This is a genomic window from Blastococcus sp. TML/C7B (genome assembly GCF_016612845.1).
Classification (GTDB): domain Bacteria; phylum Actinomycetota; class Actinomycetes; order Mycobacteriales; family Geodermatophilaceae; genus Blastococcus.
The window spans coordinates 402,679-428,266 of sequence record NZ_JAEOAA010000001.1; the positions used below are offsets into that span (position 1 = coordinate 402,679).

The following is a 25,588-nucleotide window of genomic DNA, read 5'->3' on the forward strand; positions in this document are numbered from 1 at the left end:
TTCTTTCTGGTGCCCCCGGCAGGATTCGAACCTGCGACACACGGTTTAGGAAACCGATGCTCTATCCCCTGAGCTACGGGGGCCTCGCGCGACGGAGCTGCGCGACACCGACGGCGCAGAGGCTATCGGGGTGGCGCGGGGAACCCCCGGGCGACCCGACTCGTCGTATCGGGGAGAGACGAACCGGTTCCCAGGCGTTACGGTTCTGGGTCACACGTCGAGCTCCGGCAACGGCGCCGGGGATGACGGAAGGTGGATCGCAATGGAGACCTCGGTGGTCGACGTCCCCGAGCGGGGACGCTTCGAGATCCGGCAGGGCGAGCGTGTCGTCGGCCTGGCCAGCTACCACGTCGACAACGGCCAGATGACCCTCCCGCACACCGAGGTCGACCCGTCCGTGGGCGGTCAGGGCATCGGCACCAAGCTGGTGGACGGCGTCCTCACCGCGGCGCGCGAGCGCGGCCTGACGGTGCTGCCGTACTGCTCCTTCGTGCGGCGGCACATCCTCCAGCACCCCGAGTTCCTCGACCTCGTCGCCGTCGACGACCGGCCGCACTTCGGCCTGGAGACCGCCGACCGCTGAGCGGGTACCCCGCGGGGGCACCTACGCTGCGCGGATGCCCGAGGGCCACACCCTGTACCGCCTGGCGCGGGAGCAGTCCACGCTGTTCGCCGGCCGGCCGGTCCACGTCACCAGCCCGCAGGGCCGCTTCGAGGCCGGGGCGGCGCTGCTCGACGGCCGCGTCCTCGACGAGGTCTTCTCCTACGGCAAGCACCTGTTCGCCCGCTTCGGCGAGGACCACCTGCACGTGCACCTGGGCCTGTACGGCAGCTACCTGACCGGCCCGGGCACCCCGCCGCCGGCGAAGGGCGCGCTGCGCATGCGGTGGGTGGCCGAGGGCCCCGACGGCGCGGGGGTGTGGACCGACCTGCGTGGCCCGACGGCCTGCGAGGTGCTGCAGACCGACGAGGTCGGCACGATCCTCGACCGGCTCGGCCCCGACCCGCTGCGCCCCCGTGCGGACGGCGGACGTGCGCACCGGCGGATCGCCGGCAGCCGCACCGCGATCGGCGCGCTGCTCATGGACCAGTCCGTGCTCGCCGGCGTCGGCAACGTCTACCGGGCCGAGCTGCTCTTCCGGCACCGGGTCTCCCCGTTCCGCCCGGGCCGCGCGGTCGACGAGGCGCTGTGGGCGCAGATGTGGGCCGACCTGGTCACCCTGCTGCGGTCCGGCGTCCGGATGGGACGCATCGTCACCACCCGCCCCGAGGACCGGTCCCGCCGCAGCGGCGCCGTCCGCCGCGAGGACGCGCACTACGTCTACCGGCGCACCGGCCTGCCCTGCCGGATCTGCGACACCGAGGTGCGGACCGAGGTCATGGTCGGCCGGAACCTCTACTGGTGCCCCACCTGCCAGGCCGTCTGAGCCCGCTCCTCGCGGCGCCCTGCGGAGCCGCCTCCCCCGGTACGGTCGCGGGTGTGGGCATCGGGGGCACGCGTCGTGGACGGCTGCGGTCCGCCGCCGTCGTGGCGCCGGCCGCCGTCGCGACCCTGCTGGCCGGGCCCTCCCCCGCGGGCGCGGCGCCCGCCGAGTACGACCGCCCGGTGAGCCCGGTCGGCGTCGACATCTCGCACCCGCAGTGCGACGCCGAGCTGCCCGACGACCGGGCGTTCGCCGTCGTCGGCGTCAACGGCGGCTCCGCCACCCGCGAGAACCCGTGCCTGGAGGAGCAGCTCGCCTGGGCCTGGGAGTCCAACGGCTCGGTGGACGAGCAGCCGGTCGCGCAGCTCTACCTGAACACCGCCAACCCCGGCCAGGTCATGGGCCTGGTCACCACCTGGCCCACGACCGGCGCAACCCCCTACGGGGACTGCGCCGGCGAGAACTCGCCCGCCTGCTCGTGGCGGTACGGCTGGGAGCGCGCCCGCGAGAGCGTGTCGGAGGTGTTCCAGCCCGCCGCCCGCGAGGCCGGCGTCGACAGCCTGCCGTCGAGCTACATCTGGTGGCTGGACGTCGAGACGGAGAACACCTGGCAGGTCGGCTCCGACGTCGCGCGCGCCCGCAACCGGGCCACGCTCGAGGGCATGGTCGCCTACCTGGACTTCCGCGGCGCGCGGACCGGGCTGTACTCCACCGCCCAGCAGTGGTCGGAGATCGTCGGCACGGTGCCGGCCGACAGCGCGCTGGTCGGCCTGCCCAGCTGGCTGGCCGGCTCGGTGAGCCTCGCCGAGGCCGTGGCCGAGTGCGACCAGCCGCCGCTGGTGCCCGACGGCGAGGTCGCCCTCGCGCAGTACGTCCCCGACGACCTCGACCGCAACCACTCCTGCGGCTGAGGTCGCCGGGCCCGCAGCGTCAGGTCAGACGGCGCCCTTGCCGGCGTCGCCGGCCGGCACGGGGGTGAGCCGGCGGACGTCGGGAGCGGCGGCCATCTTCCCGGCCAGGGCGGCGCCCAGGGTGGCCAGCGGCTCGGCCTTGCCGTGCGCCTTCATGGCGTCGGCGTCGGCCCACTTCTCCACCATGACGAACGCGCCGTCGGCCTCGTGGAGGGAGTAGAGCTCGCAGCCGGGCTCCTCGTGCACCTTCGGGATGGCGGCCAGCAGGGCCTCCCGGACGGCGTCCACCGCATCGGGCTTGGGGGTCAGGGTGGCGACGACGACGATGGACATGGAGGGGCCTCCTCGAGCGACGGTGATCGGGAAACCGGGCGCGCGCTCTGGTGGAAGCGCCCCCGGCCGGGTCAGGATGCCAGTCATGGTCGCCGAGGGTTCCGCCGCTCCCCCGTCCGAGCGCCACCCCCTCCGGGTGGCCATCATCGGCGCCGGGCCGGCGGGCATCTTCGCCGCCGACGCGCTGACGAGGCAGGACGATGTCCAGGTGTCGGTCGACCTCATCGACCGGCTGCCCACCCCGTTCGGCCTGGTCCGGCACGGGATCGCACCCGACCACCCCAAGATGCGCGCCATCCGCGAGACCCTGCACCGCAGCCTCGACCAGCCGCTGGTCCGCTTCGTCGGCAACGTCGACGTCGGCGTGGACGTGTCGCTGGAGGAGCTCCGCGAGCACGTCGACGCCGTCGTCTACACCTACGGCGCGGCGCTGGACCGTCGCCTGGGCATCGAGGGCGAGGACCTCCCCGGCAGCCTGGCCGCCACCGACGTCGTCGCCTGGTACTGCGGGCACCCCGACGCCGACCGGGAGCGGATCGAGTCGGCGCTGACCCACGCCCGGTCGGTCGTGGTCGTGGGCGTCGGCAACGTGGCCCTCGACGTGGCCCGGGTGCTGGCCCGCGCCCCCGAGGAGCTCGAGCCGACCGACATGCCGCAGCACGTCCTCGACGCGCTGGCCGCCGCCCCGGTGGAGCGGGTGACCATCCTCGGGCGCCGCGGCCCCGCGCAGGCCAGCTTCACCACCCAGGAGCTGCGCGAGCTCGACGAGATGACCGCCGCGACCGTCCTGGTGGACCCGGCCGACCTCGAGCTGGACGCGGCGAGCGAGGAGCGCGCCGCCGCCGACCGCGTGGTCGGCCGCAACCTCGGGGTGCTCCGCGGGTGGGCCGACCATGTCCTCGACGCCGACCGCATCCCGCTGCGGCTGAGCTTCTTCCGGCGGCCGGTCCGGCTCGTCGGCGAGGGCCGGGTCACCGGCATCGAGGTCGAGCGCACCGCCGTCGACGGCGACGGCCGGGCCGTGGGCACCGGCGAGACCGAGGTGCTGCCGGCCGACCTCGTCGTCCGCTCGGTCGGCTACCGCGGCACCCCGCTGCCCGGCCTGCCGGTCGACGAGAGCAGCGGCACGGTGCCGCACGACGGCGTCGGCCGGGTGCTCCGCGACGGGCAGCCGTCGGCCGGCGAGTACGTGGCCGGGTGGATCAAGCGCGGGCCCAGCGGCGTCGTCGGCACCAACAAGCACGACGCCCGCGAGACGGTCGACGCCCTGCTCGCCGACGCCGCGGACGGCACGCTGGCCGTCCGGGGCCCGGTCGACGACCTGGTGACGACGCTGCGCGCCCGCGGCGCCGAGCCGGTCCTGCTGGAGGACTGGCGGGCCATCGACGCCGCCGAGGTCGCGCTGGGCGCCACCCGCGGCCGGGCGCGGACGACGATGCACGAGCGGGAGGCGCTGCTCGCCGCGATCCGGGCCGCCACCCGCTGAGGCGGGCGGCCCGGGTCAGCCGAGCGCGGCGAGCAGCGACCGCGCGCCCTGCTCGTCGGCCGCAGCCACGAACCGGATGCGCGCCCCGGTGCCCGGGCGCAGCACCACCGGGCCGCCGGTGTCGGTGAGCGCGGACCCGCCGGCGGCGAGCAGGACGGCGAGCCCGGCGGCGATGTCGTGCACGTAGGTGCCCTGGCGGTCGACGTCGTGCCAGGCGGCGGCCGCGCCGTCGGCGACCAGGCACAGGTCGATCGCCGTGCAGCCGGTGATCCGCAGCCGCCCGGCCGCGCCGTGCACGCCGACGGACCCGCCGCCCGGCGCGTCGCGCACGACGACGGTGCTGCCGGCCCGTGTGCGGATCACGGTCCCGTCCCGCTCGGCCCCCCGCCCGTCGATCGCCGACCAGCGGCGGCCCGAGGAGAGGTCGGCGACCAGGCCGGCGACCGGCCGCCCGTCCTTCACCAGCGCCGCGGAGAACGCCCACGGCGGCAGCCCGGCGCGGAAGTTGCGGGCCCCGTCCAGCGGGTCGATGACGATCCACGGCATGCCCTCGGGCACCGCCTGGTCGCGGCTCAGGGCGCCCAGCACCGGCACCCCGAGCGCGCCGAGCACCGAGACGGCGGTGTCGTGCGCGGCGGCGTCGGCGTCCTCGTCTCGGGTGAGCGCGGTGGCCGTCTCGACCCGGGTGGCGGCCAGCGCGGCCAGATGGGCGAACCGGACGGCCAGGGGTGCGTCGACCGGCGGGGCCGGCACCGGCACGCAGCGGTCGCTGGCCAGGTGCCGCACGCGGTCGCAGCCCCAGGCCGCGGCGACGGCGAGGACGTCGGGGTGGTCCAGGGGCACGCCGGCCCGGCGCACCACCACGGCGTCGGCGGTCGCGTCGGGCGACCAGCGGCGGCGCAGCAGCACGACCTGCCCCTCGGCGCCGATGAGCACCCGGGCGCCCGGCTCGACGAGCGCGGGCGCGAGCGCCGGAACCGGCAGCCCGAGCGCCGTCCCGACCGCTTCCAGGTCGGTCCGGGTCGCCGTCCGCAGCGCGTGTGTGGCGTCGGTCACGCGATCAGTATCCGGACCGGGTGGAACCGGTCCGTACCGGGATGGGTGCGGGTGCTGCGGATCAGCCCAGTTCGAGGCCGCGCAGCGTCTGCGCGGCCAGCTGGTCCCCGGCCTCGGCGCCGAGCCGGAACTGCTCGACCGCGCCGTCGAAGTCGCCGCGGTCGGCCAGCAGCACCGCGAGGTTCTGGTGGCAGTAGACGTCGCCGGCGGCGATGCCGGCGCGGAACGCCTCCTCGGCGGCCTCGTCGTCGCCGAGGTCCTCGCGGTACAGGTTGCCCAGCGGCAGCCAGGCCACCTGCTCGCCGAGCTTCGCGCCGCGCTCGAGCACCGAGCGCGCCTCGGCGCCCCGACCGCTCTCCCGCAGCAGGTGCGCCAGGTCGGTGCGCGCGGCCGGGAAGTGGTCGGCCCCGACCCGCAGGTCGGCCTCCAGCGCCGGGTCCAGCGTGGCGCAGAACCGCCAGCACGCGACGACGGCGGCGGCCTCGGCGTCCCCGGCGGCGGCGATCTCCTCGGCGACGGCCAGCGCCTGCTGACGTTCCCCCTGCTCGCGCAGCAGGAACGCCAGCTGCAGCCCGCCCTCGAGGTCCCCGGCGTCGACGGCGCCGCGGTAGGCCCGCATCGCACCGGCGAGGTCGCCGAGGTCCTCGAGCACCAGGCCGAGGTTCCGCCAGGCGTCGGCCTCACCGGCGGAGAGCGCGACCTCGTAGGCGTCGACCGCCTCGGCCCACCGGCCCTGCGCGGCCAGGGAGTTGCCCAGGTTGAAGGAGGCGACCGTGTCCCCGGCGTCCGCGGCCCGGCGGAAGCACGCCTCGGCCTCGGCGTGCCGCCCGGCGTCGGCCAGGTCGCAGCCGAGGTCGATGAGCGCGTCGACGTCCCCGGAGGCCTGCAGCCGCCGGAGGCGCCTGTCGAGGTCCTCGGTCATGCCGCCGATGATTCCGGCGACTCCCCTGCTCGCGCGCCGCCCGCAGGGGTGACCTCACCCCAACGGGAGGGACGGCCGGCCCGGTCAGCCCCCGAACGCCTCCCGCCAGGCCGGCAGCAGGGTGCTGCGGGTCCACTCCAGGTAGGGCTCCTGCTGGTCGCCGCCGATCTGCACCAGCGCCAGGTGGGTGAAGCCGGCCTCGGCGTACTCCTTCGCGGCCTCGATCACCGCCTCGACGTCGTCCCCGCACGGGATGCTGTCGGCGACGTCCTCCTCGCGGACGAACTGGGCGGCCGCGTCGAAAGCGCTGGGCCCGGGCAGCTCGGCGTTGACCTTCCAGCCGAAGCCGAACCAGCGGAACAGCGTGTGCGCCCGGGTGACCGCCGCGGCCTTGTCGGTGCCGTAGCTGATCGGCATCTGCGCGATCCGCGGCTTGCCGGCGCCGCCGGCGGCGTCGAAGGCCTCGATCAGCTCGGCCTTCGGCTCGGTCGCGATGAGCGCGTCGGCCAGCTGACCGGCGATCGTCGAGGCCTGCTTCCCGCCCGACGCCACCCCGATCGGCACCCGCTTCTCGGGCAGGTCCCAGAGCTTGGCCGACTCGACGTCGAAGTGCTCGCCGCGGAAGTTGGTGTAGCCCTCGCCGTCGAAGAGCTCGCGGATGATGTGCAGGCCCTCCTCCAGCATCTCCTGGCGGACGTCGGCCGGCGGCCAGCCGGCGCCGACGACGTGCTCGTTGAGGTTCTCGCCGGCGCCCAGGCCCAGCGTGAACCGGCCGTCGGACAGGATCTGCAGGGTCGCGGCCTTCTGCGCCACGACGGCCGGGTGGTAGCGGAACGACGGGCAGGTCACGTACGTCATGAGCGGGATGCGGCTGGTGGCCTGCGCGGCGGCGCCGAGCACCGTCCAGGCGTGCGGCGAGTGGCCCATCTCGTCCAGCCACGGGAAGTAGTGGTCGCTGCTCACCGAGAAGTCGAAGCCGACCTCCTCGGCGCCCACCACGTGGCGGACCAGGTCCTTCGGTCCGGCCTGCTCGGTCATCATCGTGTAGCCCAGCTGCATCGCCATGACGCCCGGCTACCCGGGCGCCACGGCGACGAACCGGCTCACACGCGCTCGGCGGCCAGGGCCTCGCGCATCTTCAGCTTCCCGCCGGTGCGCAGCAGCGCTCCGGCGTAGATCCGGCCGCCCAGCCGGACGACCAGCCCGATCGCCACGACCATGAGGACGACGGCCAGCCCCAGCTCCCACAGCGGCACGTCGCCCGCCGCCTGCCGGACCGGCATGACCAGCGGCGAGAGGCCGGGCACCAGCGAGGTGATCCGCGCCAGCGCGCCGTCCGGGTCCCCCGCCGCCTGGATGCCGATGACGAAGGCGACGATGAGCACCGCCGACGTCGGCATGAGCACGGTGGCGAGGTCCTCCTGGCGGCTGACCAGCGACGCGGCCACCGCGAAGACGGCCGCGTACCAGGCGTAGCCCAGCAGGAACCAGGCGATGACGATCCCGACCGTGCCGATCAGGTCGCCGGGGACCTCGACGACGTCGAAGGCCAGCGCCGCCCCGACGGCGACAGCGCCGATGAGCACCATCTGCCCGAGCGCCAGGACGCCGAGGCCGATGATCTTGCCGGCCAGCAGCTGCCACGGGCGCATGGTGGCCAGCAGCAGCTCCACCACCCGGCTGGCCTTCTCCTCCACCACGCCCTGCGCGATGAACTGGCCGAAGAGGATGAGCAGGCTGTAGAGGATCACCACGCCGAAGATCGCGGCGATGACGCGCTGCTGATCGGCCGCGGCGTCGGCGTCGGTGGCCGTCACGGTCACCTCGGGCACGGCGAGCTCGGCCACGCCGGCCTCGGCGAGCTGCTCGGCGATCGCCAGCTGCGCCACGGCGCCGTTCACGATCGCCTCGAGCGTGCCGTCGGCGGAGTCGAGGACGAGCAGCTCCGGGTCGCTCCCGGCCAGCAGCGCGGCGTCGACGTCCTCGTCGTCGACCGCCGTCCGGGCCGCCGCCTCGTCGTCGAGGTCCACGACGGCCACCTCGACCTCGAGCGCCTCGCCCTGCGCCTCGAGCGCGGCGGTCAGCGCGGCGTCACCCCCGACCAGGCCGACCCGCCGCTCCTCGTCGCCGGAGCCGACCAGGACCTGGAACACCATCACGCCGACGATCAGCACCAGGATGACGACGGAGCTGATGATGAAGCTCTTGTCGCGGATGCGGGTGGCCACCTCGCGGGCGGCGACCAGCCGGACGAGGCCGGCGGAGGACGGGTCGCGGGTCTCGGTCACGCGGCCACCTCCTCGGCGGCGGGCGCCGCCACGGCACCGCGGAACAGCTCGACCAGGGTGGGCTGCTGCCAGGCGAAGTGCTCCACCCGGCCGGTGCGCAGCGCGGCCGCGAGGACGGACTGGTCGTCGGTGCCGGCGTCCAGCTCCAGCAGCGCGTCGCCGGCCCGGTCCGACACCACCCGGACGCCGGGCAGCGCCCCGGCCCAGGACGACGCCGGGTCGGGGGTCACGACCCGGAGCAGCCGGCCGGCCTCGCGGCGGCGCAGCTCCTCGACGGTGCCGGTGGCGACCATCCGACCGCGGGCGAGGATGCCGACGGAGTCGCACAGGCGCTCCACCAGGTCGAGCTGATGGCTGGAGAACACGACCGGGACGCCGGCGCGAGCCTGGTCCAGCAGCGCCTCGGCGAGCGAGTCGACGCCGATCGGGTCGAGCCCGGAGAACGGCTCGTCGAGGATCAGCACCTCCGGCCGGCTGACCAGCGCGGCGGCGAGCTGGACGCGCTGCTGGTTGCCCAGGGACAGCTTCTCCACCGCGTCCCCGCGGCGGGCGCCCAGACCGAGCCGCTCGAGCCACTCGTCGGAGGCCTTCGCGGCAGCGGCGGCCCCGAGGCCGTGCAGCTTGCCGAAGTAGGCGACCTGCTCCCCGACCTTCATCTTCGGGTAGAGCCCGCGTTCCTCGGGCATGTAACCCACCCGGCGGCGGGTGGCCTGGTCCAGCGGCCGGCCCTGCCAGCGCACCTCGCCTGCGTCGGCGCGGACGAGACCCATCGCGATCCGCATCGTGGTCGTCTTCCCGGCCCCGTTGGAGCCGCAGAAGCCGAACATCGAGCCGGGGGCGACGCCGAAGCCGACACCCTCCAGGACCCGGACGTCGCCGAAGCTCTTGTGGAGCCCGTCGAACTCGAGCACCTGTCCTCCTGCCGTCGTGGATGGCTGCTGCCGAACCGTATCGGCCGCCCCTGACCGGACGGCATCGTCCGCAATCTCGCCGGCTCCCCTCGCGCGCCGCCCCGACCTGCGGTGTCATCGGTGCATGGCCGAGCCGAACGGGACCGCGCAGCCCCCCACCGGGGTCGGCCTCGACGGCCTGGCATCCGCCGCGGCCGGCTGCCGGGCGTGCGAGCTGTGGGAGCCCGCGACGCAGACGGTGTTCGGCTCCGGGCCGCCGACGGCGCGGATCGTGCTCGTCGGCGAGCAGCCCGGCGACCACGAGGACCGCACCGGCGAGCCGTTCGTCGGCCCCGCCGGGAAGCTGCTGGACCGCGCGCTGGTCGACGCCGGCATCGAGCGCGACGACGCCTACGTCACGAACGCCGTGAAGCACTTCCGGTTCACGCAGAAGGGCAAGCGGCGGATCCACCAGAGCCCGGGTGCCGAGCACCTGCGGGCCTGCGCGCCAGTGGTGGCACGCGGAGCTCGCCGTCCTCCGGCCCGAGGTGGTGGTGGCCCTCGGTGCGACGGCGGCCAAGGCGCTGATCGCGCCGTCCTTCCGGATCACCGCCGACCGCGGCCGGCTGCTGCCCTTCGAGCTGCCCGGCCTGCCCCCGCCGCCGGTCACCGACGAGGCGGACGACGACGAGCCGGACGAGGCCGCGCCGGCGCAGACCTGGGTGCTCGCGACGGCGCACCCCTCGGCGGTCCTGCGCACGCCGGACGACGCCCGCGCCGCCGCCTTCGACGCCCTGGTCGCCGACCTGCGGGTCGTCGCCGGCGCCCTCGCCTGACGCGCCTCGCTGCCGCCAACTGCGGGGAACCTGGCCCTCCGCGACGCCCCCCGGGCCCGACTTCCCCGCAGTTGGGGCCGTCCGCCTGGCGCGCCGCCGCCTGACGCGAGGGCGGGCTTTGCGGGGTCCGGCGACGCCTGCGAAGCCCCGCAACCCCGCCCTCGACGCAGCAGCCGCCGGCTCAGACCGCCGAGCGGGACGCCCGGAAGAGCCAGAACGAGGGCACGAGCAGCGCGACCAGCGCCATGGCGACCACGACGACGACGCCGCCGGACACCATCGCCACGCTCACCGACGCCGCGCTGGCCAGCGCCCCGGCGCGCAGGTCGCCCAGCCGCGGCCCCCCGGCGACGACGACGATGAACACGCCCTGCATCCGGCCGCGCATCTCCTCGGGCGCGGCCAGCTGCAGCATCGACGAGCGGAGCACCGCGCTCACCATGTCCCCGGCGCCGGCCACGGCCAGGCAGAGCACCGCCAGCCACAGCGAGTGCGCCCAGCCGAACCCCACGATCGCCACACCCCAGACCGCGATGGCCGCGAGCACGACGGCGCCCTGCCGGTCGACCCGGGAGACCCAGCCCGAGGTCAGCCCCATGAGCAGGGCACCGATCGAGACGCCGGCGAACAGCCACCCCAGCGCGTTCGGGGAGTCGGTGAACCGGGTCTCCGACAGCTCGGGGAACACCGCCTGGGGCCAGGCGAAGCACATCGCGACGATGTCGACGACGAACGTCATGAGCAGCACCGGCTGGGTGCGCAGGAAGACGAAGCCCTCCCCCACGCCCCGGATCGCCGCCCCGAGCCGCAGCGGTCCGGCGTTCCGCCCGGGCGGCAGCGAGGGCAGCCCGCGCAGCAGCAGCGCGGCGACCAGGAACCCCAGCGCGTCGATCGCGTAGGCGAGGAACAGCTCACCCATCCCGATGAGCACCCCGGCCAGCAGCGGGCCGACGATCACGCCGGCCTGGCGCACCGTCATGGACAGCGCGTTGGCCGCCGGCACGCCCGCGGCACCGACGATCGCCGGGATCGCGGCGCTGCGCGTCGGCTGGTTGACCGCCGCGAACCCGGAGACGCAGGCGGTCAGCACCCACAGCACGACCAGGTTGCCCTCGCCCGGGAGCAGGGCCTGCACCGCCAGCAGCGCGCTGGTCACCGCGGCCCCCGCGGAGGTGATGAGCATGAGCGTGCGGCGGTCCATCGAGTCGGCGATGGCGCCGCCGAGCAGGCCGAAGACGATCAGCGGGACCAGCGCGACGATCGACGTCACGCCGACCATGAGCGAGTCGCCGGTCAGCGCGTAGACCTGGAACGGGACGGCGACCAGCGTCATCTGCTGGCCGAGCATCGTCGCGGCCACACCCCAGAACAGCCGCCGGTAGGCGGGGTTGCGCAGCGGCGTGGTGTCGATCGCCCAGGAACGCCGCCGGGGAGCCTGCTGGACCTCCTCGTGCGGCTCGCTCACGGCGTCATCAGTGCGCTGCCGCTCACGGGGCGAGCCGCTGGACGATCCAGCCCCCGCCCTCCTCGTCGTCGCGCACGAAGCGCAGGCGGTCGTGCAGCCGGTCGGCGCCGCCCTGCCAGAACTCCACGACCTCGGGGAGCACCCGGTACCCGCCCCAGGCGGCCGGCCGCGGCACCTTCCCCTCGGGCGTCTGCTCGTCCAGCCGGCGCACCCGCTCCTCCAGCTCCTGCCGCGACTCGACGACGGTGGACTGCACCGACGCCGCCGCGGCCAGCTGCGAGCCGCGAGGCCGCGGGTCCCACAGCGCGTCGGAGGCGGTGTCCCCGATCCGCTCCACGGCGCCGGTGATGCGCACCTGCCGCTGCAGCGCGTGCCACGGGAAGACCAGCGCCGCCCGGGGGTTCGCCGCCAGCTGCGCGCCCTTTGCCGAGGCGTAGCTGGTGCCGAACACGATCCCGACCTCGTCGTAGCCCTTCATCAGCACGATGCGGGCGTCGGGGGCGCCGTCGGCGTCGGCGGTGGCGACCACGACGGCGTTGGGCTCGGGGATCTCCGCGGCCACGGTGTCGGCGAACCAGCGGTCGAACTGCTCCACCCAGGTGGCGGCGAGGTCGGCCTCACCGAGCCGGCCGAGGGTGTAGTCGTTGCGCATGCGGGAGAGGTCGGGCACCCCGCCATGCTGACACCGCACGGGCCGGTCGGCTCGGAGGAGCTCTCCGCAGCTCAGGGCGGGGCCCCCACTTGCGCCGGGGGCGTCCCGACGGCCTAGTGTCGACAGGCAATCCCGTGCCCCGCGCGACCCGCGGGTCAGGGTCCCGCGCGCAGAGGAGCAGCCGAGATGGCCGACGACTTCGTACCCGGCCTGGAAGGCGTCATCGCCTTCGAGACGGAGATCGCTGAACCCGACAAGGACGGCGGCGCGCTGCGCTACCGGGGCGTCGACATCGAGGACCTCGTCGGCAAGGTCACCTTCGGCAACGTCTGGGCCCTGCTGGTCGACGGCAAGTTCGGCCCGGGCCTCCCCCCGGCGGAGCCGTTCCCGATCCCGGTGCACACCGGTGACGTGCGCGTCGACGTGCAGGCCGCGCTGGCGATGCTCACCCCGATCTGGGGCTACCGCCCACTGCTGGACATCACCCACGAGGAGGCGCGCGAGGAGCTCGCCCGGGCCGCCGTCATGGCGCTGTCCTACGTGGCCCAGTCCGCCCGCGGCATCGGCACCCCCGCCGTGCCGCAGAAGCGCATCGACGAGGCCTCGACCATCGTCGAGCGGTTCATGATCCGCTGGCGCGGCGAGCCCGACCCCCGCCACGTCGCCGCCGTCGACGCCTACTGGACGTCGGCCGCCGAGCACGGCATGAACGCCTCCACCTTCACCGCCCGCGTCATCGCCTCCACCGGCGCCGACGTCGCCGCCTCGCTGTCCGGTGCGATCGGCGCGATGTCCGGCCCGCTGCACGGCGGCGCCCCCTCCCGCGTCCTGCACATGCTCGACGAGGTCGAGCGGACCGGCGACGCCGAGAAGTACGTGAAGGACCTGCTCGACCGCAAGGAGCGCCTGATGGGCTTCGGGCACCGGGTCTACCGCGCCGAGGACCCCCGCGCCCGCGTGCTCCGCCGCACCTCCGAGGAGCTCGGCGCCCCGCGCTTCGAGGCCGCCCTCGCCCTGGAGAAGGCCGCGCTCAAGGAGCTGCGCGAGCGGCGCCCCGACCGGCCGGTCGAGACCAACGTCGAGTTCTGGGCGGCCATCGTCCTGGACTTCGCCGAGGTCCCCAGCCACATGTTCACCTCGATGTTCACCTGCGCCCGCACTGCCGGCTGGTGCGCGCACATCCTCGAGCAGAAGCAGACCGGCCGCCTCGTGCGCCCGTCGGCCCGCTACGTCGGCCCCGACCCGCGCAAGCCCGCCGACGTCGAGGGCTGGGACACCATCCAGACCAAGACCACCACGCAGGTCGCGCCCGCCTGAGCAGTCCGTCCGCCCGTCGACGGCCCGGTCCCGCGCCCCTGCGGTGCCGGGCCGTCGACGTTCGCACCACCCCGAGAAACCGAGAGGCACGCCCCGGATGAGCATCCAGATCCCCGCCGAGCTCCTGCCCTCCGACGGCCGCTTCGGCTGCGGCCCGTCGAAGGTGCGCCCCGAGGCGCTGCAGGCCCTGGCCTCCGAGGGCGCCGCCGTCATGGGCACCTCGCACCGCCAGGCCCCGGTGAAGAACCTGGTCGGCTCGGTCCGCGAGGGGCTGCGCACCCTGTTCGACCTGCCGGACGGCTACGAGGTCGTGCTCGGCAACGGAGGGACGACGGCGTTCTGGGACGCCGCGCTGTTCGGTCTCATCCGCGACCGCGCCGCCTTCGGCACCTTCGGCGAGTTCTCCGCCAAGTTCGCCTCCGGCGCGAAGGAGGCCCCCTTCCTCGGTGACCCGGTGATCGCGAAGGCCGAGCCCGGCACCCTGGCCCTGCCCACCGCGCAGGACGGGATCGACGCCTACGGCTGGGCGCACAACGAGACCTCCACCGGCGTCATGGCGCCCGTCGAGCGGCCGGCCGGCACCGACGACGCGCTCGTGCTCATCGACGCCACCTCCGGCGCCGGCGGGCTCCCGGTCGACGTCTCGCAGACCGACGTCTACTACTTCGCACCGCAGAAGTCCTTCGCCGCCGACGGCGGGCTGTGGGTCGCGCTCATGTCCGCCGACGCCCTGGCCCGGGTCGCCGAGATCAAGGCCTCGGGGCGCTGGATCCCCGGCTTCCTCGACCTGTCGATCGCGGTGGACAACTCCACCAAGGACCAGACCTACAACACCCCCGCCCTCGCGACGCTGTTCCTCCTGGACAACCAGATCCAGTGGCTGCTCTCCCTCGGCGGGCTCTCCGGCGCAGTCGACCGCACCCGCGAGTCGTCGAGCCGGCTGTACTCGTGGGCGGAGAAGTCGCCGTACGCGACGCCGTTCGTGAGCAACCCCGACGAGCGGTCCTACGTCGTCGGCACCGTCGACTTCGCCGACTCGGTCGACGCCGCCGCCCTGGCCACGACGCTGCGTGCCAACGGCATTGTGGACGTCGAGCCCTACCGCAAGCTCGGCCGCAACCAGCTGCGCGTCGGCATGTTCCCCGCCGTCGACCCCGACGACGTGACCGCGCTGACCGCCTGCATCGACCACGTGGTCGAGCGCCTCTAACGCGTGATCCCAGGACCCGACGGCGCCGCCGACGCCGGACCGGCTGTTCGCAGCCGGCGGCGAGGCGGGCCGCATCATGGCTGCCCTCGACTGGGCGGCGACCCCGGTCGGACCGGTGGAGAGCTGGCCGGCCAGCCTGCGCTTCGCGGTGCGCACCGTGCTGGTCTCCCGGTTCCCCATGGTCCTCACCTGGGGGCCGGAGTTCACCCAGTTCTACAACGACGCCTACGCGCCCTTCATCGGGGCGAAGCACCCGGCGATCGGCGCGGACATCCGCGCCACGCTGGCCGAGGGGTGGGACGCGCTCGGCCCGCCGATCGAGCACGCGATGACCACGCTCGAGGCCTCCTGGCTGCCGGGGCTGTTGCTGCTCCTCGAGCGCGCCGGCTACCGCGAGGAGACCTACTTCACCGTCTCCCACGCCCCGGCCTTCGACGACGACGGCCTGGTCGCGGGCATGCACGCGGTCTGCACCGAGGTGACCGGGGAGGTCCTCGGCTCGCGCCGCCAGGCGTTGCTGCACGAGCTGGCCACCGTGGGCGGCCGGCTCGGCGCGGAGCGGGACGTCGTCAGCGCCATGTGCGCCACCCTCGGGGACGACCCGCTCGACGTGCCGGTCGCCGCCGTCTACCTCTCCACATCCGGTGGCACCGGGTTCGACCGGGTCGCCGCGGTCGGCTGCGACGCCGGGCTGCTGCCCGCGACGGCGGTCACCGAGGCCGACCTGGCGGGGGTCGTCGAGGCGCTGGGCGTCGCGGGCGGACCGTGGGGCGACCGCGTGACCGACGCCGTCGTCCTCCCCCTCTCGGCAGGCCGGGACGGCGAACCCCTGGGCCTCCTGCTCGCCGGGCGGAGCCCCAACCTCGCCCTCGACGAGGAGTACCGGAGCTTCCACGAGCTGGTGGCCGCCCAGTTCGCCGGCGCCGTCGTCAACAACCGGGCGTTCGAGACCGAGCGGCGGCGGGCCGAGTCGCTCGCCGAGCTCGACCGCGCCAAGACGACCTTCTTCTCCGACGTGAGCCATGAGCTGCGGACGCCGCTCACCCTGCTGCTGGGCCCGATCGGCGACGTCCTGGCCGACTCCCGGGAACCGCTGCCCGCCGCCGCCCGGGAGGAGCTCGAGCTCGCGCTGCGCAACGGCCAGCGCCTCCAGCGGCTGGTCAACGACCTGCTCGACTTCGCCGGCATCGAGGCCGGCCGGGCGACCCCGGTGCGCGTGCCGACCGACGTCGCCACCTTCACCGCCGAGCTCGCCGGGATCTTCCGCGCCGCGGCCGAGCGGGCCGGGCTGCGGCTGTCCGTCGACTGCCCGCCGCCGGCCCGGACGGCGCACGTCGACCCGCGCATGTGGGAGAAGATCGTCGTCAACCTGCTGGCGAACGCGGTCAAGTACACGTTCGTCGGCGGCATCGACGTCGTGCTCCGCTCGGACGACGCCGGCTTCTCGCTCACCGTCCGCGACACCGGGGTGGGCATCGTCGCCGAGGAGCTGCCGCACCTGTTCGAGCGCTTCCACCGCGTCCCCGGGGCCGTCGCCCGCACCCGGGAGGGCACCGGCATCGGGCTGGCCCTGGTGCAGGAGCTGGCCGCCTTGCACGGCGGCACGGTCGCGGTGACGAGCGAGCCGGGCCGCGGCAGCGCCTTCACCGTGACCCTGCCCTACGGCACCGCCGACGGCGCCGACACCGACGGACCGGCCCGCCCCTCCGACGCCGCGCGCGGCGAGGCGGCGAGCTGGGCGGCCGACACCTCCCGGCCGGGCGGGCCGGCGGCCGCGCCCGCGGGGGCGGCCGAGCTGCTGGTCGTCGACGACAACGCCGACATGCGCGGCTACCTGGCCCGGTTGCTGGGCGCGCACTGGTCGGTCCGCACCACGGCCAACGGCGAGGAGGCGCTCCAGGCGGTCGCCGAGCGGCAGCCCGACCTCGTGCTCACCGACGTGATGATGCCGCGGGTGGACGGCTTCGAGCTGCTGCGCGCCCTGCGCGCGAACCCCGCCACCCAGCACATCCCGGTGGTCATGCTGACCGCGCGCGCCGGGCAGGAGGCGTCGGTCGAGGGCCTGGAGGCCGGCGCCGACGACTACCTCGCCAAGCCGTTCCGCGCCGACGAGCTGATCGCCCGGGTACGGGTCGCGCTGGAGCGGAGCACCTGCCGGACGGCGCCGATCCGGCTCGGCGCGATCGCCGAGGCCGCCGGGCTCGCCCCGGCTCCCGCCCCGCCGGTGCCGGCGCCCCTCCCCCGGCCCGCGCCGCCCGCGACCCCGCCGGCCGCGGCCGACCGCGAGCCGGTCCGGCTGCTGGCCAGCTGGCGGCTGCCGTCGGAGCCGACCTCGGTGGTGGTGCTGCGCCGCGCGCTGCGCGGGGCGCTGGACGCCGCCGGCGTCGACCCGGACCGGGCCTACGACCTGCTGCTGGCGGCCGGCGAGGCCGTGACGAACGCGATCGAGCACGCCCAGGAGCCGACCGAGCCGTTCGTCGAGGTCGCCGTCGCCACCCGCGGGGAGCGGCTGGAGATCACCGTGCGCGACTTCGGGCAGTGGCGGGAGCGGGTGCCGAGCATGGACCGCGGCCGCGGCTCCACCCTGATGAGCTCCTTCGCCGACGTCACCGCGACCCCCAGCCCCGCCGGGACGACCGTCGTCATCAGCAGCCCGAGGGCCTGACCGCCGTCAGGGCAGCAGCCAGGTGTCCTTGCTCCCGGCGACCGGACCGCCGGAGGCGACCCGCGTCCAGGGCGCGGGGAGGGCGCGGACGCCGTCGCCGCAGACGACCGAGAACACCCGCAGCCTTGCCGAGCGCGGGCGGAACGTGCCGTCGACGAACGCCGGCACGGTCGCCTCCGCCAGGGGCTCCCGCGCGACGAACCGGTGCGGCGTCGCGGCGACCTCGGCGGTGAGGCGGTCCAGCTCGGCGGCGCTGCACGTGCGACCGTCCACGGCCGCGTGGCCGCCGTAGCCGGCGACCTCCTCGACGACGAGCTCGGCCAGCCGGCCGCGGACCTCGGCCAGCGAGGCCGGGTCGGCGAGCACCACAGGTGCGCGGCGAGGGCAGCAGCGGCTGCTCGCCCAGGTAGAAGCCGATCATCGCCGGCACCCACGCGAAGGTGGCGGCGTCGTCGGCGACGCCGTTGCCGGGCACGTTGGCCAGCCCGAGCAGTCCGGCCCGCACGGCCTCGGTGAGCTGCACGTCCAGTGGCGAGCCGACCGGGGTGCGGTAGGCGCCGAGGGTGCCCTCGTCGAAGCGCCGGTACAGCACGTCGACGGGCCGGCGCTCGCCGTCGACGGCCACCTCGAGACCGCCGTCCGGGCGCGGCCACAGGTCACCGGCGGTGACCACCGGCACGCCCAGCGCCGCGGCGAGCACGGCGTGCTCGAAGCGGGAGCTGTCACCCTCCCCCGCGCTGAGGACGGCGACCTCCGGGACACCGGCGCAGGCCGGGGGCGCCGCCTCGGCGAGCGCCGCGCGGAGCAGGTCCACCGCCGCCTCGAGCGGGGCCGGCGCGGCCGCCGCGAACAGCCCCGGGAGGGCCGCGCGCAGGGCCAGCCGGTCCTCGAGGGCGAAACCCAGGCCGGCGGGGGTGCGGAGGTCGTCCGCGGTCACCGCCCAGCCGCCGTCGGCGGTGCGCACGAGGTCGGCGGCGGCGACGGTGGCGCGCGGCTGCCCGCGCCACGCCTGCCCGATGGCCGCGGGGTCGCGGGCCGGGTTGTGCTCGACCGCCCACTCGGGGAGCACGCCGGCGCGGACGATCTCGGGCGCCCGGTCCACGTCCCCGCGGCGGCGACCGGCCGCGCGGTAGACGTCGGCGAGGAAGGCCCCCAGGGCGCGGTGCCGCTGCTCGACACCGGCCGCCACCGACCGCCACTGGTCGGCGGGGAGCACCCGGGGCAGCGGGTCGAGGACCACCGGGTGCCGCTCGTGCCGCCCGTCGGTCCAGCTGCCCAGCGCCACCCCCCGGGCGGCACGCAGCTCGGCCAGCGCCCGCGCGGCCCCGGCGATCCCCTCGGTGCCCAGGCCGGCCACGACCGGCTCCAGCGCCGCGTACTCCGGACGCAGCCGGCCCTCGGCGGTCACCGCCTCGTCGGCGGTGGGCGCGGGGTAACCGGCGAGCAGGCCGCCGCTCACAGCAGCCGGTCGAACCAGGCGGTGACGGCACCGCTCAGCTCGACCAGGTGGTCGCGGCCCACCACGGTGTGGCCCTCGCCCGGCAGCAGGAGCAGCTCGCACGGCGCACCGCGGGCGGTGAGCGCGGCGTGCGCCTGCACCGACTCGGCGACCGGCACGTTCGTGTCGCGGTCACCGTGCGCCAGCAGGACCGGCGCGGTGACCCGGTCCAGGGCCGCCATCGGCGAGATCGTCGCCAGCATCCCGGCGTCGGCGACGGGGTCGCCGTACTCGGTGACGGAGGCGGCGGCCATCCACGGTTCGGTGCCGGCGAAGAAGGTCCGCAGGTCGCTCATGCCGGCCAGCGTGGCACCGGCGGCGAACAACCCCGGCCACCGGGTCAGCGCGACCAGGGTCAGGTAGCCGCCGTAGGACCAGCCGTGCGCCCCGATCCGGCCGGGTGCGGCGATGCCGGCGGTGACCAGTTCGTCGACCGTCGTCCGCACGTCCTCGAACGAGGCCTCGCGGGCGCCGAGGTCGTCGGCGGTCGTGAACGCCCGCCCGAACCCGCCCGAGCCGCGCACGTTGGGCGCGTACACCGTCAGGCCCGCCGCGACCAGGCACTGCACCAGCGGGTCGAACGCCGGCCGGTGCTGGCCCTCGGGGCCGCCGTGGAAGCTGACCACCGTGCGGTTGGGCTCGTGCGCACCGCGGGGCGTGTACAGCCAGCCGGACAGCGGCATGCCGTCCGGGGCGACGTGGTCCAGTCGCTCGGGCAGCACCGTCCGCGCACTGCGCGGACGGCGGGCCGAACCGGGCAGGGGGACGGCGGGGCACCGTCCGTCCAGCTTCATCCGCCACAGCGCCCGCGGGGTCGTCGGGCCGGTGAGCTCGGCGACCACGGTGCTGCCGTCGGCGGCCAGCGACCAGCCGGGCAGCACGGCGTCGGGCAGCGGGACGGTGCGCACGAGGGCGCCGTCGGCGAGGTCGTGCAGCCACAGCTCGGTGCGGCCGCCGGCGTTCCATACGGCCAGGACGGTGCCGTCGGCGCGCAGCGCGTAGCCGTCGAGGTCGGCGTCGGCCCGCCGCAGCACGACGCGCCCCTTCCCGACCGGCCCGTCGGGGCCCAGCGGCACCTCGACCAGGCCGGCCCGGTCGGCCAGCAGCGGTCCCGGCAGCGAGGCACGCAGGTGCACCGACCGGCCGTCGGCGGAGAACCGCCCGTCCTCGGAGGCGACGCCGCCCGGGGCGTCCGGGCGCAGCACGGGGCGCTGCACCCCGGTGACGACGTCGACGGCGACGACGTGCCGGTGCCCGCGCGGGCCGCGGCGGGCCAGCAGCGTGCGGCCGTCGGCGGACAGCGCGCAGGCGGAGAGGAACCCGCCGCGGGCGAGCGTCTCGGTGCTGCCGCCGGCCGTGTCGACGACGACGGACGTCGGCGTCCGGACCGGTGCCGGGCGCGATCGAGCAGACGTAGCGGCCGGGGCCGGCCCAGAAGCCGGCGAAGACGGTGGCCCGGGGGTCCTGCCCCGCCACCAGCCGGGCGCCGCTGCCGTCGGGCCGCACGACGTGCAGCTCGGCGCAGAGGGAGCCGCCCGGGCTGACCAGGTAGGCCAGCTCTCCGCCGTCGGGCGACCACGCGACCGACACCACCTCCTGGTCCGGCAGCGACAGCACCCGCGGCGGCTCGGCGCCGGCGAGGTCGGTGACCTCCAGCCGCGGGATCCCGGAGCGGTCGGTGACGTAGGCGACCTGCCGGCCGTCGGGCGACAGCGCGGGGCACCAGGCGCCGACGGCGCCGGCGATGAGCGCGATCTCGGCGCGCAGGGCGCCGTCGAGCCCTGCGGGCGGGGTGGTCACCACGTCGGTGGCAGGGCCGGGCATCGCACCTCCTCGGCACTCTCCGTGCGCGTCCCCATGCGGAACGCGAGCGGCAGGATCGCACGTCAGGGCGCGTTCCCCCACTGTGCCGAGCGCAGGTTTCCGGAACGTGTCGTCGGGATCAGGACTGCTGTCCCGTGCGTCCCGTGACGCGCCGCGCCGCGGCACCTGCGGCGCGGCGCGGCCGCGCGCGGATAGCCTCGGGTCCGGTCTCTCTCCGGAGCCCAGCCGCTCATGCCTTGCAGGAGGTCGCCCGTGCGCACGCTGCGCCTCGTGGGGCTCTCCGACGACGGCTCGAGCCTGGTGCTGGTCGCCGACACCGAGGACGGCGAGGAGCGCTTCGCCGTGCCGGTGGACGACCGCCTCCGCGCCGCCGCCCGCGGGGACTCCCGCCGGCTCACCCAGATCGACGTCGACCTCGGCACCGAGCTGCCGCCGCGGGTGATCCAGTCCCGCATCCGCGCCGGCGAGACGCCCGAGCAGGTCGCGGCCGCCACCGGCGCGCGGGTCGAGCGGATCATGCGTTTCGCCCACCCCGTGCTCCAGGAGCGCGAGCGGGTGGCCGAGCAGGCGCGCGAGGCGCGGGTCCGGCTCAGCGAGAGCACCCCGGGCAGCACGCTGCAGCAGTTCATGGCCGAGCGACTGCGGCTGATCGACACCGACGTCGACGCCGTCACCTGGGACGCCTACCGCAGCGACACCGGTGCCTGGGTGGTCACCGGCGAGTGGCGGGCCGGCGAGAAGTCCGGGACCGCGCGGTGGACGTTCGACCTGCCCTCCCGCACGGTCGCCCCCCTCGACGCCGGGACGACCGACTTCGCCGAGGGCACCCGCCTGGTGCGCGTCGTCCCCGACGTCCCGGCCGGTCCCCCGCCGGCCCCGGCGCAGCCGGCCCGGCCGGTCGCCGTCGTGCGCGAGGAGCAGCCCTCCGCGCCGGTGGACGACGACGCCCACGTGCGCGACGTGCACCCGGCCAGCGGCTCCCCCGACGACGCCCGCGCGGTGGACTCCTTCCTCGACGAGATCGCCGACCACGACACCGTCGTCCTCGGCCGCCCCGGCGAGGACCTCGACTCCGACGACCCCCGCGCCCGCATCCCGGCGTGGGAGGACATCGTCTTCGGGGTCCGCCGCAACCGCTGAGCGCCGGCGTCCGGTAAGTCGGTCGCTCCTGTCGGAGGTCGGGCCTAGCCTCGATCCCCCATGGACGCCGCCCCCGCACCCGACGACCACGGCCGGCTCTCCGCCCTCCTGCGGCTGTGGCCCTACGCCCGGCGCTACCGGGGGCTGATGGCGCTGACCTTCGGCGCGGCGCTGCTCGCCACCCTCGCCCAGCTCGCCGTCCCGCTGATCACCGCCGCCGTCGTCGACGGGCCGATCGCCGACGGCGACCGCGCCGCGCTGGTCCCGCTGCTCGGGCTGGCGCTGGTGTTCGGGGTCGCGGAAGCGGGTCTGTTCTTCCTCCGCCGCTGGTCGATGAACCGCAGCTGCCTGCAAATCGAGCGCGACCTGCGCAGCGCCCTGTACGAGCGCCTCCAGCGGCTGCCGGTCTCCTTCCACGACCGCTGGCCCTCGGGCCAGCTGCTGTCGCGGGCCACCAGCGACATGTCCACCGTGCGCCGCTTCGTCGGGTTCGCCGCGGTCTTCCTCGCGGTCAACCTGATCACCTGCGTCGTCGTGGCGGTGCTGCTGCTGGTCACCTACTGGCCGCTGGGCCTGGCGGTGCTCCTCACCACCGTCCCGCTCACCGCGCTCGGCCTGCGGTGGGAGCGGCGCTACAACGTGCAGTCCCGCCGCGTGCAGGACGAGCAGGGCGAGCTGGCCACCGACGTCGAGGAGGCGGTGCAGGGCATCCGGGTGATCAAGTCGCTCGGCCGCCGGGGGCTGGTCTTCGACCGCTACGACGCCAAGGCGCGGCGGCTGCGCCGGCTGGAGCTGGACAAGGTGCGCACCCTGGCGCTGCTGTGGTGCGTCTTCGAGCTGCACCCGCAGCTGAACCTGGCGCTCATCCTGGTCGGCGGCGCGCTCGCGGTGAGCAGCGGCGCCCTGACCGTCGGCGGCCTGGTCGCCTTCGTCGCGCTGTTCACCGTGCTGCTGTGGCCGATCCTGTCGCTGGGCTTCCTGTTCGCCTTCGCCCAGGAGACCGCCAGCGCCTGCGACCGCATCGGCGAGCTGCTCGACGAGCCGCTGACCGTCACCGACCGCCCGGGCGTCGCGCCGCAGCCCGTCGGCGCGCCCGCCCGGCTGGCCTTCGAGGGCGTCGGCTTCGCCCACCCCGGATCCGACCGGCCGGTGCTCGCCGGCGTCGACCTCGTCCTCGAGCCGGGCGAGACCGTGGCGCTGGTCGGGGCGACCGGGTCGGGCAAGACGACGCTGACGTCGCTGGTCGGGAGGCTGCACGACGTCACCGCCGGCCGGGTCACCCTCGACGGGGTCGACGTGCGCGACCTCCCGCTGGCCCAGCTGCGCTCGGTCGTCTCGGTCGCCTTCGAGGAGGCGACGCTGTTCTCCATGAGCGTCCGGGAGAACCTGACCCTCGGCCGCCGGGACGCGACCGACGCCGAGCTCGCCGAGGCGGTGGGGGTGGCGCAGGCCGGTTTCGTGCACGACCTGCCGTGGGGCCTGGACACCCGCATCGGGGAGCAGGGGCTGTCGTTGTCCGGCGGCCAGCGGCAGCGGCTGGCGCTGGCCCGCGCCGTCCTGGGCCGGCCGTCGGTGCTGGTCCTGGACGACCCGCTGTCGGCTCTCGACGTGCACACCGAGGCGCTGGTGGAGGCCGCGCTGCGCGAGGTGCTGGCCGGCACCACCGCGCTGGTGGTGGCGCACCGGCCCTCGACGGTGCTGCTCGCCGACCGGGTCGCCCTGCTCGCCGGCGGCCGGATCGCCGCCGTCGGCACGCACTCGGAGCTGCTGGCCACCGAGCCGGCCTACCGCGACCTGCTGGCGCAGGGCAGCGACCTGGCGGAGGCACGGCCGTGAGCGACCAGAGCTGGCGCGGCGTCGCCACCGAGGACGCCGACGAGCTGCCCCCGGGCGCCGGGGTCTTCCTGCCGCGCCCGCTCGCGGCGGCTGCTCGGCGAGCTGCTGCGGCCGCACCGGCGGGCGCTGTGGTGGCTGCTGGTCACCGTCGTCGCCCAGAACGCCGCGTGGCTGGCCGGGCCGCTGCTCGTCGGCGTGGGCATCGACGTCGCCGTGCCCGCCCTGCTCGACGGCGACGCCGGGCCGCTCGTGTGGATCACCGCCGCGATGGTGCTGGCGGCCGCCGCCGACACGCTGCTGCGCTTCGCCTTCCTCACCGGCTCCGGACGGGTGGGCCAGGAGGTGCTGCTGACCCTGCGCCGACGGGTGTTCACCCACGTGCAGGCGCTGCCGCTGTCCTTCCACGAGCGGTACACCTCGGGCCGGACGATCAGCCGGCTGACCAGCGATGTCGAGGCGCTGGCCGAGCTGCTCGACGAGGGCCTGGACGGGCTGGTCACCGCGCTGTTCAGCGTGCTCGGCATCGGCATCGTGCTGGTCGTGCTCGACGTGCCGCTGGGCCTCACCGCCCTGCTCGGCTTCCCGGCGCTGTTCTGGGTGGCCCGCTGGTTCCAGCGCAACTCCACCGCCGCCTACCGGCGCACCCGCGAGACGATCGCCGCGCTCATCGTCCAGTTCACCGAGACCTTCGGCGGCATCCGGGCGGTGCAGGCGTTCGGCCGCGAGCCGCGCAACGACGAGCTGTACGCCGCGCTCAACGACGACAACCGGCAGGCGCACCACCGCGCCTTCTGGTTGATCGCGGTCTTCGTGCCGGCGGTGACGCTGATCGGCAACCTGGTCACCGTCGCCGTCCTCGGCTACGGGGCGCTCCGCGTGATGGACGGCGCCCTGGCGGTCGGGACGCTGGTCTCCTTCCTGCTCTACCTGCGCCGGTTCTTCGACCCGCTGCAGGACATCGCGATGTTCTACAACAGCTACCAGTCGGCCACCGCGGCGCTGGAGAAGCTCTCCGGGGTGCTCGAGGAGCGGCCCACCGTGCCGGAGCCGGTGGACCCGGTGCCGCTGCCCGCCGCGGCCGGCGAGCTGGTCTTCGACGACGTCCGCTTCGGCTACGGCGGCAGCACGGTGCTGCCCGGCCTGGCGCTCACGCTGGAGCCGGGCCGCACGGTCGCGCTGGTCGGCACCACCGGCGCGGGGAAGTCCACGCTCGCCCGGCTGGCCGCCCGGTTCTACGACCCGGTCGAGGGCGAGGTGCGGCTGGACGGCGTCCCCCTGACCCGGCTGGCCGACGCCGACATGCGGCGGGCGGTCGTGATGGTGACCCAGGAGAGCTTCCTGTTCTCCGGTTCGGTCGCCGACAACATCGCCTTCGGCCGGCCCGGCGCCGACCGCGCGCAGATCGAGGCGGCCGCCCGGGCCATCGGCGCGCACTCCTTCATCGCCGCCCTGCCCGACGGCTACGACACCGAGGTGGACAAGCGCGGCGGCCGGCTCTCCGCCGGGCAGCGGCAGCTGGTCAGCTTCGCCCGGGCGTTCCTGGCCGATCCCGCGGTGCTCGTCCTCGACGAGGCGACCAGCTCGCTCGACGTCCCGAGCGAGCGGCTGGTGCAGCACGCCCTGCGCACGCTGCTGGCCGACCGGACGGCGCTGATCATCGCCCACCGGCTCTCGACGGTGGAGATCGCCGACCGCGTGCTGGTCATGGAGGGCGGCCGGATCGTCGAGGACGGCACCCCCGCCGAGCTCGTCGCCGGGCCCGGCCGGTTCGCGGCGCTGCACCGCGCGTGGGCCGACAGCCTGGTCTGAGCGGAACAGCGGGCCGGAGCGGGCCG

Annotated in this window: 21 protein-coding genes, 1 tRNA gene and 2 pseudogenes; 12 read left to right on the forward strand and 12 right to left on the reverse strand. The window is 75.6% G+C overall.

Features of this window, described 5'->3' with window-relative positions:
- Window positions 1–7: 7 nt before the first annotated feature.
- A tRNA-Arg gene (locus tag JKP76_RS02020) sits at window positions 8–83 on the reverse strand.
- A gap of 179 nt (window positions 84–262) precedes the next feature.
- On the opposite strand from JKP76_RS02020, the gene JKP76_RS02025 reads away from it, so the two are divergent.
- From JKP76_RS02025 to JKP76_RS02035, 3 genes are read left to right on the forward strand one after another with little or no spacing between them, the layout of a single operon-like run.
- Window positions 263–583: a GNAT family N-acetyltransferase gene (locus JKP76_RS02025; protein ID WP_200489354.1), complete on the forward strand. Its 321-nt coding sequence runs from the start codon at window positions 263–265 to the stop codon at window positions 581–583.
- Between the two features lie 34 nt (window positions 584–617).
- Window positions 618–1,427, forward strand: a complete 810-nt coding sequence (locus JKP76_RS02030; RefSeq protein WP_200489355.1) for an Fpg/Nei family DNA glycosylase — start codon at window positions 618–620, stop codon at window positions 1,425–1,427.
- A 53-nt stretch (window positions 1,428–1,480) separates the two neighbouring features.
- Entirely contained in the window at window positions 1,481–2,335 is an 855-nt protein-coding gene (locus tag JKP76_RS02035; RefSeq protein WP_200489356.1) for a hypothetical protein, read from the forward strand.
- 24 nt (window positions 2,336–2,359) lie between these two features.
- Here the strand turns inward: JKP76_RS02035 and JKP76_RS02040 are convergent, their stop codons facing one another.
- Window positions 2,360–2,668 (reverse strand): putative quinol monooxygenase, encoded by a 309-nt coding sequence (locus JKP76_RS02040; RefSeq protein WP_200489357.1) that lies wholly within the window; start codon window positions 2,666–2,668, stop codon window positions 2,360–2,362.
- Between the two features lie 85 nt (window positions 2,669–2,753).
- Here JKP76_RS02040 and JKP76_RS02045 point away from each other — a divergent pair, with 85 nt between their 5' ends.
- Entirely contained in the window at window positions 2,754–4,154 is a 1,401-nt protein-coding gene (locus tag JKP76_RS02045) for an FAD-dependent oxidoreductase (RefSeq protein WP_200489358.1), read from the forward strand.
- A gap of 15 nt (window positions 4,155–4,169) precedes the next feature.
- On the opposite strand, the gene JKP76_RS02050 is transcribed toward JKP76_RS02045, so the two are convergent.
- The 5 genes from JKP76_RS02050 to JKP76_RS02070 all read right to left on the reverse strand — a co-directional run bounded on the left by JKP76_RS02050 (window position 4,170) and on the right by JKP76_RS02070 (window position 9,331).
- Window positions 4,170–5,210 (reverse strand): inositol monophosphatase family protein, encoded by a 1,041-nt coding sequence (locus tag JKP76_RS02050; protein ID WP_200489359.1) that lies wholly within the window; start codon window positions 5,208–5,210, stop codon window positions 4,170–4,172.
- Window positions 5,211–5,271: 61 nt separating this feature from the next.
- Window positions 5,272–6,132: a tetratricopeptide repeat protein gene (locus JKP76_RS02055; RefSeq protein ID WP_200489360.1), complete on the reverse strand. Its 861-nt coding sequence runs from the start codon at window positions 6,130–6,132 to the stop codon at window positions 5,272–5,274.
- An 84-nt stretch (window positions 6,133–6,216) separates the two neighbouring features.
- On the reverse strand, window positions 6,217–7,197 hold the full coding sequence (locus JKP76_RS02060; RefSeq protein ID WP_200489361.1) for a TIGR03557 family F420-dependent LLM class oxidoreductase: 981 nt from the start codon (window positions 7,195–7,197) through the stop codon (window positions 6,217–6,219).
- Window positions 7,198–7,235: 38 nt separating this feature from the next.
- Window positions 7,236–8,420 (reverse strand): ABC transporter permease, encoded by a 1,185-nt coding sequence (locus tag JKP76_RS02065; RefSeq protein WP_200489362.1) that lies wholly within the window; start codon window positions 8,418–8,420, stop codon window positions 7,236–7,238.
- Window positions 8,417–9,331 (reverse strand): ABC transporter ATP-binding protein, encoded by a 915-nt coding sequence (locus JKP76_RS02070; protein ID WP_200489363.1) that lies wholly within the window; start codon window positions 9,329–9,331, stop codon window positions 8,417–8,419. Before JKP76_RS02070 ends, JKP76_RS02065 begins: the two co-directional genes overlap by 4 nt.
- Window positions 9,332–9,455: 124 nt before the next feature.
- On the opposite strand from JKP76_RS02070, the pseudogene JKP76_RS21995 reads away from it, so the two are divergent.
- A pseudogene (locus JKP76_RS21995) lies at window positions 9,456–9,749 on the forward strand (uracil-DNA glycosylase family protein); the annotation flags it as partial.
- Window positions 9,750–9,792: 43 nt separating this feature from the next.
- The gene (locus JKP76_RS22000) at window positions 9,793–10,146 is read left to right on the forward strand and encodes a uracil-DNA glycosylase family protein (RefSeq protein WP_309232799.1); all 354 of its coding nucleotides are present in this window, start codon (window positions 9,793–9,795) and stop codon (window positions 10,144–10,146) included.
- 181 nt (window positions 10,147–10,327) lie between these two features.
- Here the strand turns inward: JKP76_RS22000 and JKP76_RS02080 are convergent, their stop codons facing one another.
- Both JKP76_RS02080 and pdxH read right to left on the reverse strand, forming a co-directional pair.
- Entirely contained in the window at window positions 10,328–11,611 is a 1,284-nt protein-coding gene (locus JKP76_RS02080) for an MFS transporter (RefSeq protein WP_200489364.1), read from the reverse strand.
- A gap of 22 nt (window positions 11,612–11,633) precedes the next feature.
- Window positions 11,634–12,281 carry a pyridoxamine 5'-phosphate oxidase gene (gene pdxH, locus JKP76_RS02085; RefSeq protein ID WP_200489365.1) on the reverse strand — a complete coding sequence of 216 codons (648 nt, stop codon included), beginning with the start codon at window positions 12,279–12,281 and terminating at the stop codon, window positions 11,634–11,636.
- Between the two features lie 168 nt (window positions 12,282–12,449).
- Between pdxH and JKP76_RS02090 the strand changes: the two genes are divergently transcribed.
- The 3 genes from JKP76_RS02090 to JKP76_RS02100 all read left to right on the forward strand — a co-directional run bounded on the left by JKP76_RS02090 (window position 12,450) and on the right by JKP76_RS02100 (window position 17,455).
- Entirely contained in the window at window positions 12,450–13,580 is a 1,131-nt protein-coding gene (locus JKP76_RS02090) for a citrate synthase 2 (protein ID WP_200489366.1), read from the forward strand.
- Between the two features lie 97 nt (window positions 13,581–13,677).
- Window positions 13,678–14,790, forward strand: coding sequence for a phosphoserine transaminase (serC, locus tag JKP76_RS02095; protein ID WP_200489367.1), 1,113 nt, complete (start codon window positions 13,678–13,680; stop codon window positions 14,788–14,790).
- Between the two features lie 76 nt (window positions 14,791–14,866).
- Window positions 14,867–17,455 carry an ATP-binding protein gene (locus JKP76_RS02100; protein WP_200489368.1) on the forward strand — a complete coding sequence of 863 codons (2,589 nt, stop codon included), beginning with the start codon at window positions 14,867–14,869 and terminating at the stop codon, window positions 17,453–17,455.
- 6 nt (window positions 17,456–17,461) lie between these two features.
- Here the strand turns inward: JKP76_RS02100 and JKP76_RS23770 are convergent, their stop codons facing one another.
- From JKP76_RS23770 to JKP76_RS23130, 3 genes and pseudogenes are all read right to left on the reverse strand, one after another.
- Complete coding sequence (locus tag JKP76_RS23770; RefSeq protein ID WP_375335635.1) at window positions 17,462–17,824, reverse strand: circularly permuted type 2 ATP-grasp protein; 363 nt, start codon at window positions 17,822–17,824, stop codon at window positions 17,462–17,464.
- A gap of 58 nt (window positions 17,825–17,882) precedes the next feature.
- Window positions 17,883–19,016: pseudogene (locus JKP76_RS02105) on the reverse strand (circularly permuted type 2 ATP-grasp protein); the annotation flags it as partial.
- Entirely contained in the window at window positions 18,911–20,170 is a 1,260-nt protein-coding gene (locus tag JKP76_RS23130; RefSeq protein WP_309232801.1) for a prolyl oligopeptidase family serine peptidase, read from the reverse strand. The gene JKP76_RS23130 and the pseudogene JKP76_RS02105, both read right to left, overlap by 106 nt.
- Window positions 20,171–21,029: 859 nt before the next feature.
- Here JKP76_RS23130 and sepH point away from each other — a divergent pair.
- From sepH to JKP76_RS02125, 3 genes are all read left to right on the forward strand, one after another.
- Window positions 21,030–21,917, forward strand: a complete 888-nt coding sequence (sepH, locus tag JKP76_RS02115; RefSeq protein ID WP_200489369.1) for a septation protein SepH — start codon at window positions 21,030–21,032, stop codon at window positions 21,915–21,917.
- Window positions 21,918–21,977: 60 nt separating this feature from the next.
- Window positions 21,978–23,753: an ABC transporter ATP-binding protein gene (locus JKP76_RS02120; RefSeq protein ID WP_200489370.1), complete on the forward strand. Its 1,776-nt coding sequence runs from the start codon at window positions 21,978–21,980 to the stop codon at window positions 23,751–23,753.
- 195 nt (window positions 23,754–23,948) lie between these two features.
- The gene (locus tag JKP76_RS02125) at window positions 23,949–25,562 is read left to right on the forward strand and encodes an ABC transporter ATP-binding protein (protein ID WP_309232802.1); all 1,614 of its coding nucleotides are present in this window, start codon (window positions 23,949–23,951) and stop codon (window positions 25,560–25,562) included.
- Window positions 25,563–25,588 lie beyond the last annotated feature (26 nt).

Bases quoted from the DNA above. Each gene is read 5' to 3' on its own strand.
- JKP76_RS02025 (WP_200489354.1), top strand. From the start codon at position 263: ATGGAGACCTCGGTGGTCGACGTCCCCGAGCGGGGACGCTTCGAGATC.
- JKP76_RS02030 (WP_200489355.1), top strand. From the start codon at position 618: ATGCCCGAGGGCCACACCCTGTACCGCCTGGCGCGGGAGCAGTCCACG.
- JKP76_RS02040 (WP_200489357.1), bottom strand. From the start codon at position 2,668: ATGTCCATCGTCGTCGTCGCCACCCTGACCCCCAAGCCCGATGCGGTG.
- JKP76_RS02045 (WP_200489358.1), top strand. From the start codon at position 2,754: ATGGTCGCCGAGGGTTCCGCCGCTCCCCCGTCCGAGCGCCACCCCCTC.
- JKP76_RS02055 (WP_200489360.1), bottom strand. From the start codon at position 6,132: ATGACCGAGGACCTCGACAGGCGCCTCCGGCGGCTGCAGGCCTCCGGG.
- JKP76_RS02060 (WP_200489361.1), bottom strand. From the start codon at position 7,197: ATGGCGATGCAGCTGGGCTACACGATGATGACCGAGCAGGCCGGACCG.
- JKP76_RS02090 (WP_200489366.1), top strand. From the start codon at position 12,450: ATGGCCGACGACTTCGTACCCGGCCTGGAAGGCGTCATCGCCTTCGAG.
- serC (WP_200489367.1), top strand. From the start codon at position 13,678: ATGAGCATCCAGATCCCCGCCGAGCTCCTGCCCTCCGACGGCCGCTTC.
- JKP76_RS02100 (WP_200489368.1), top strand. From the start codon at position 14,867: ATGGCTGCCCTCGACTGGGCGGCGACCCCGGTCGGACCGGTGGAGAGC.
- JKP76_RS02120 (WP_200489370.1), top strand. From the start codon at position 21,978: ATGGACGCCGCCCCCGCACCCGACGACCACGGCCGGCTCTCCGCCCTC.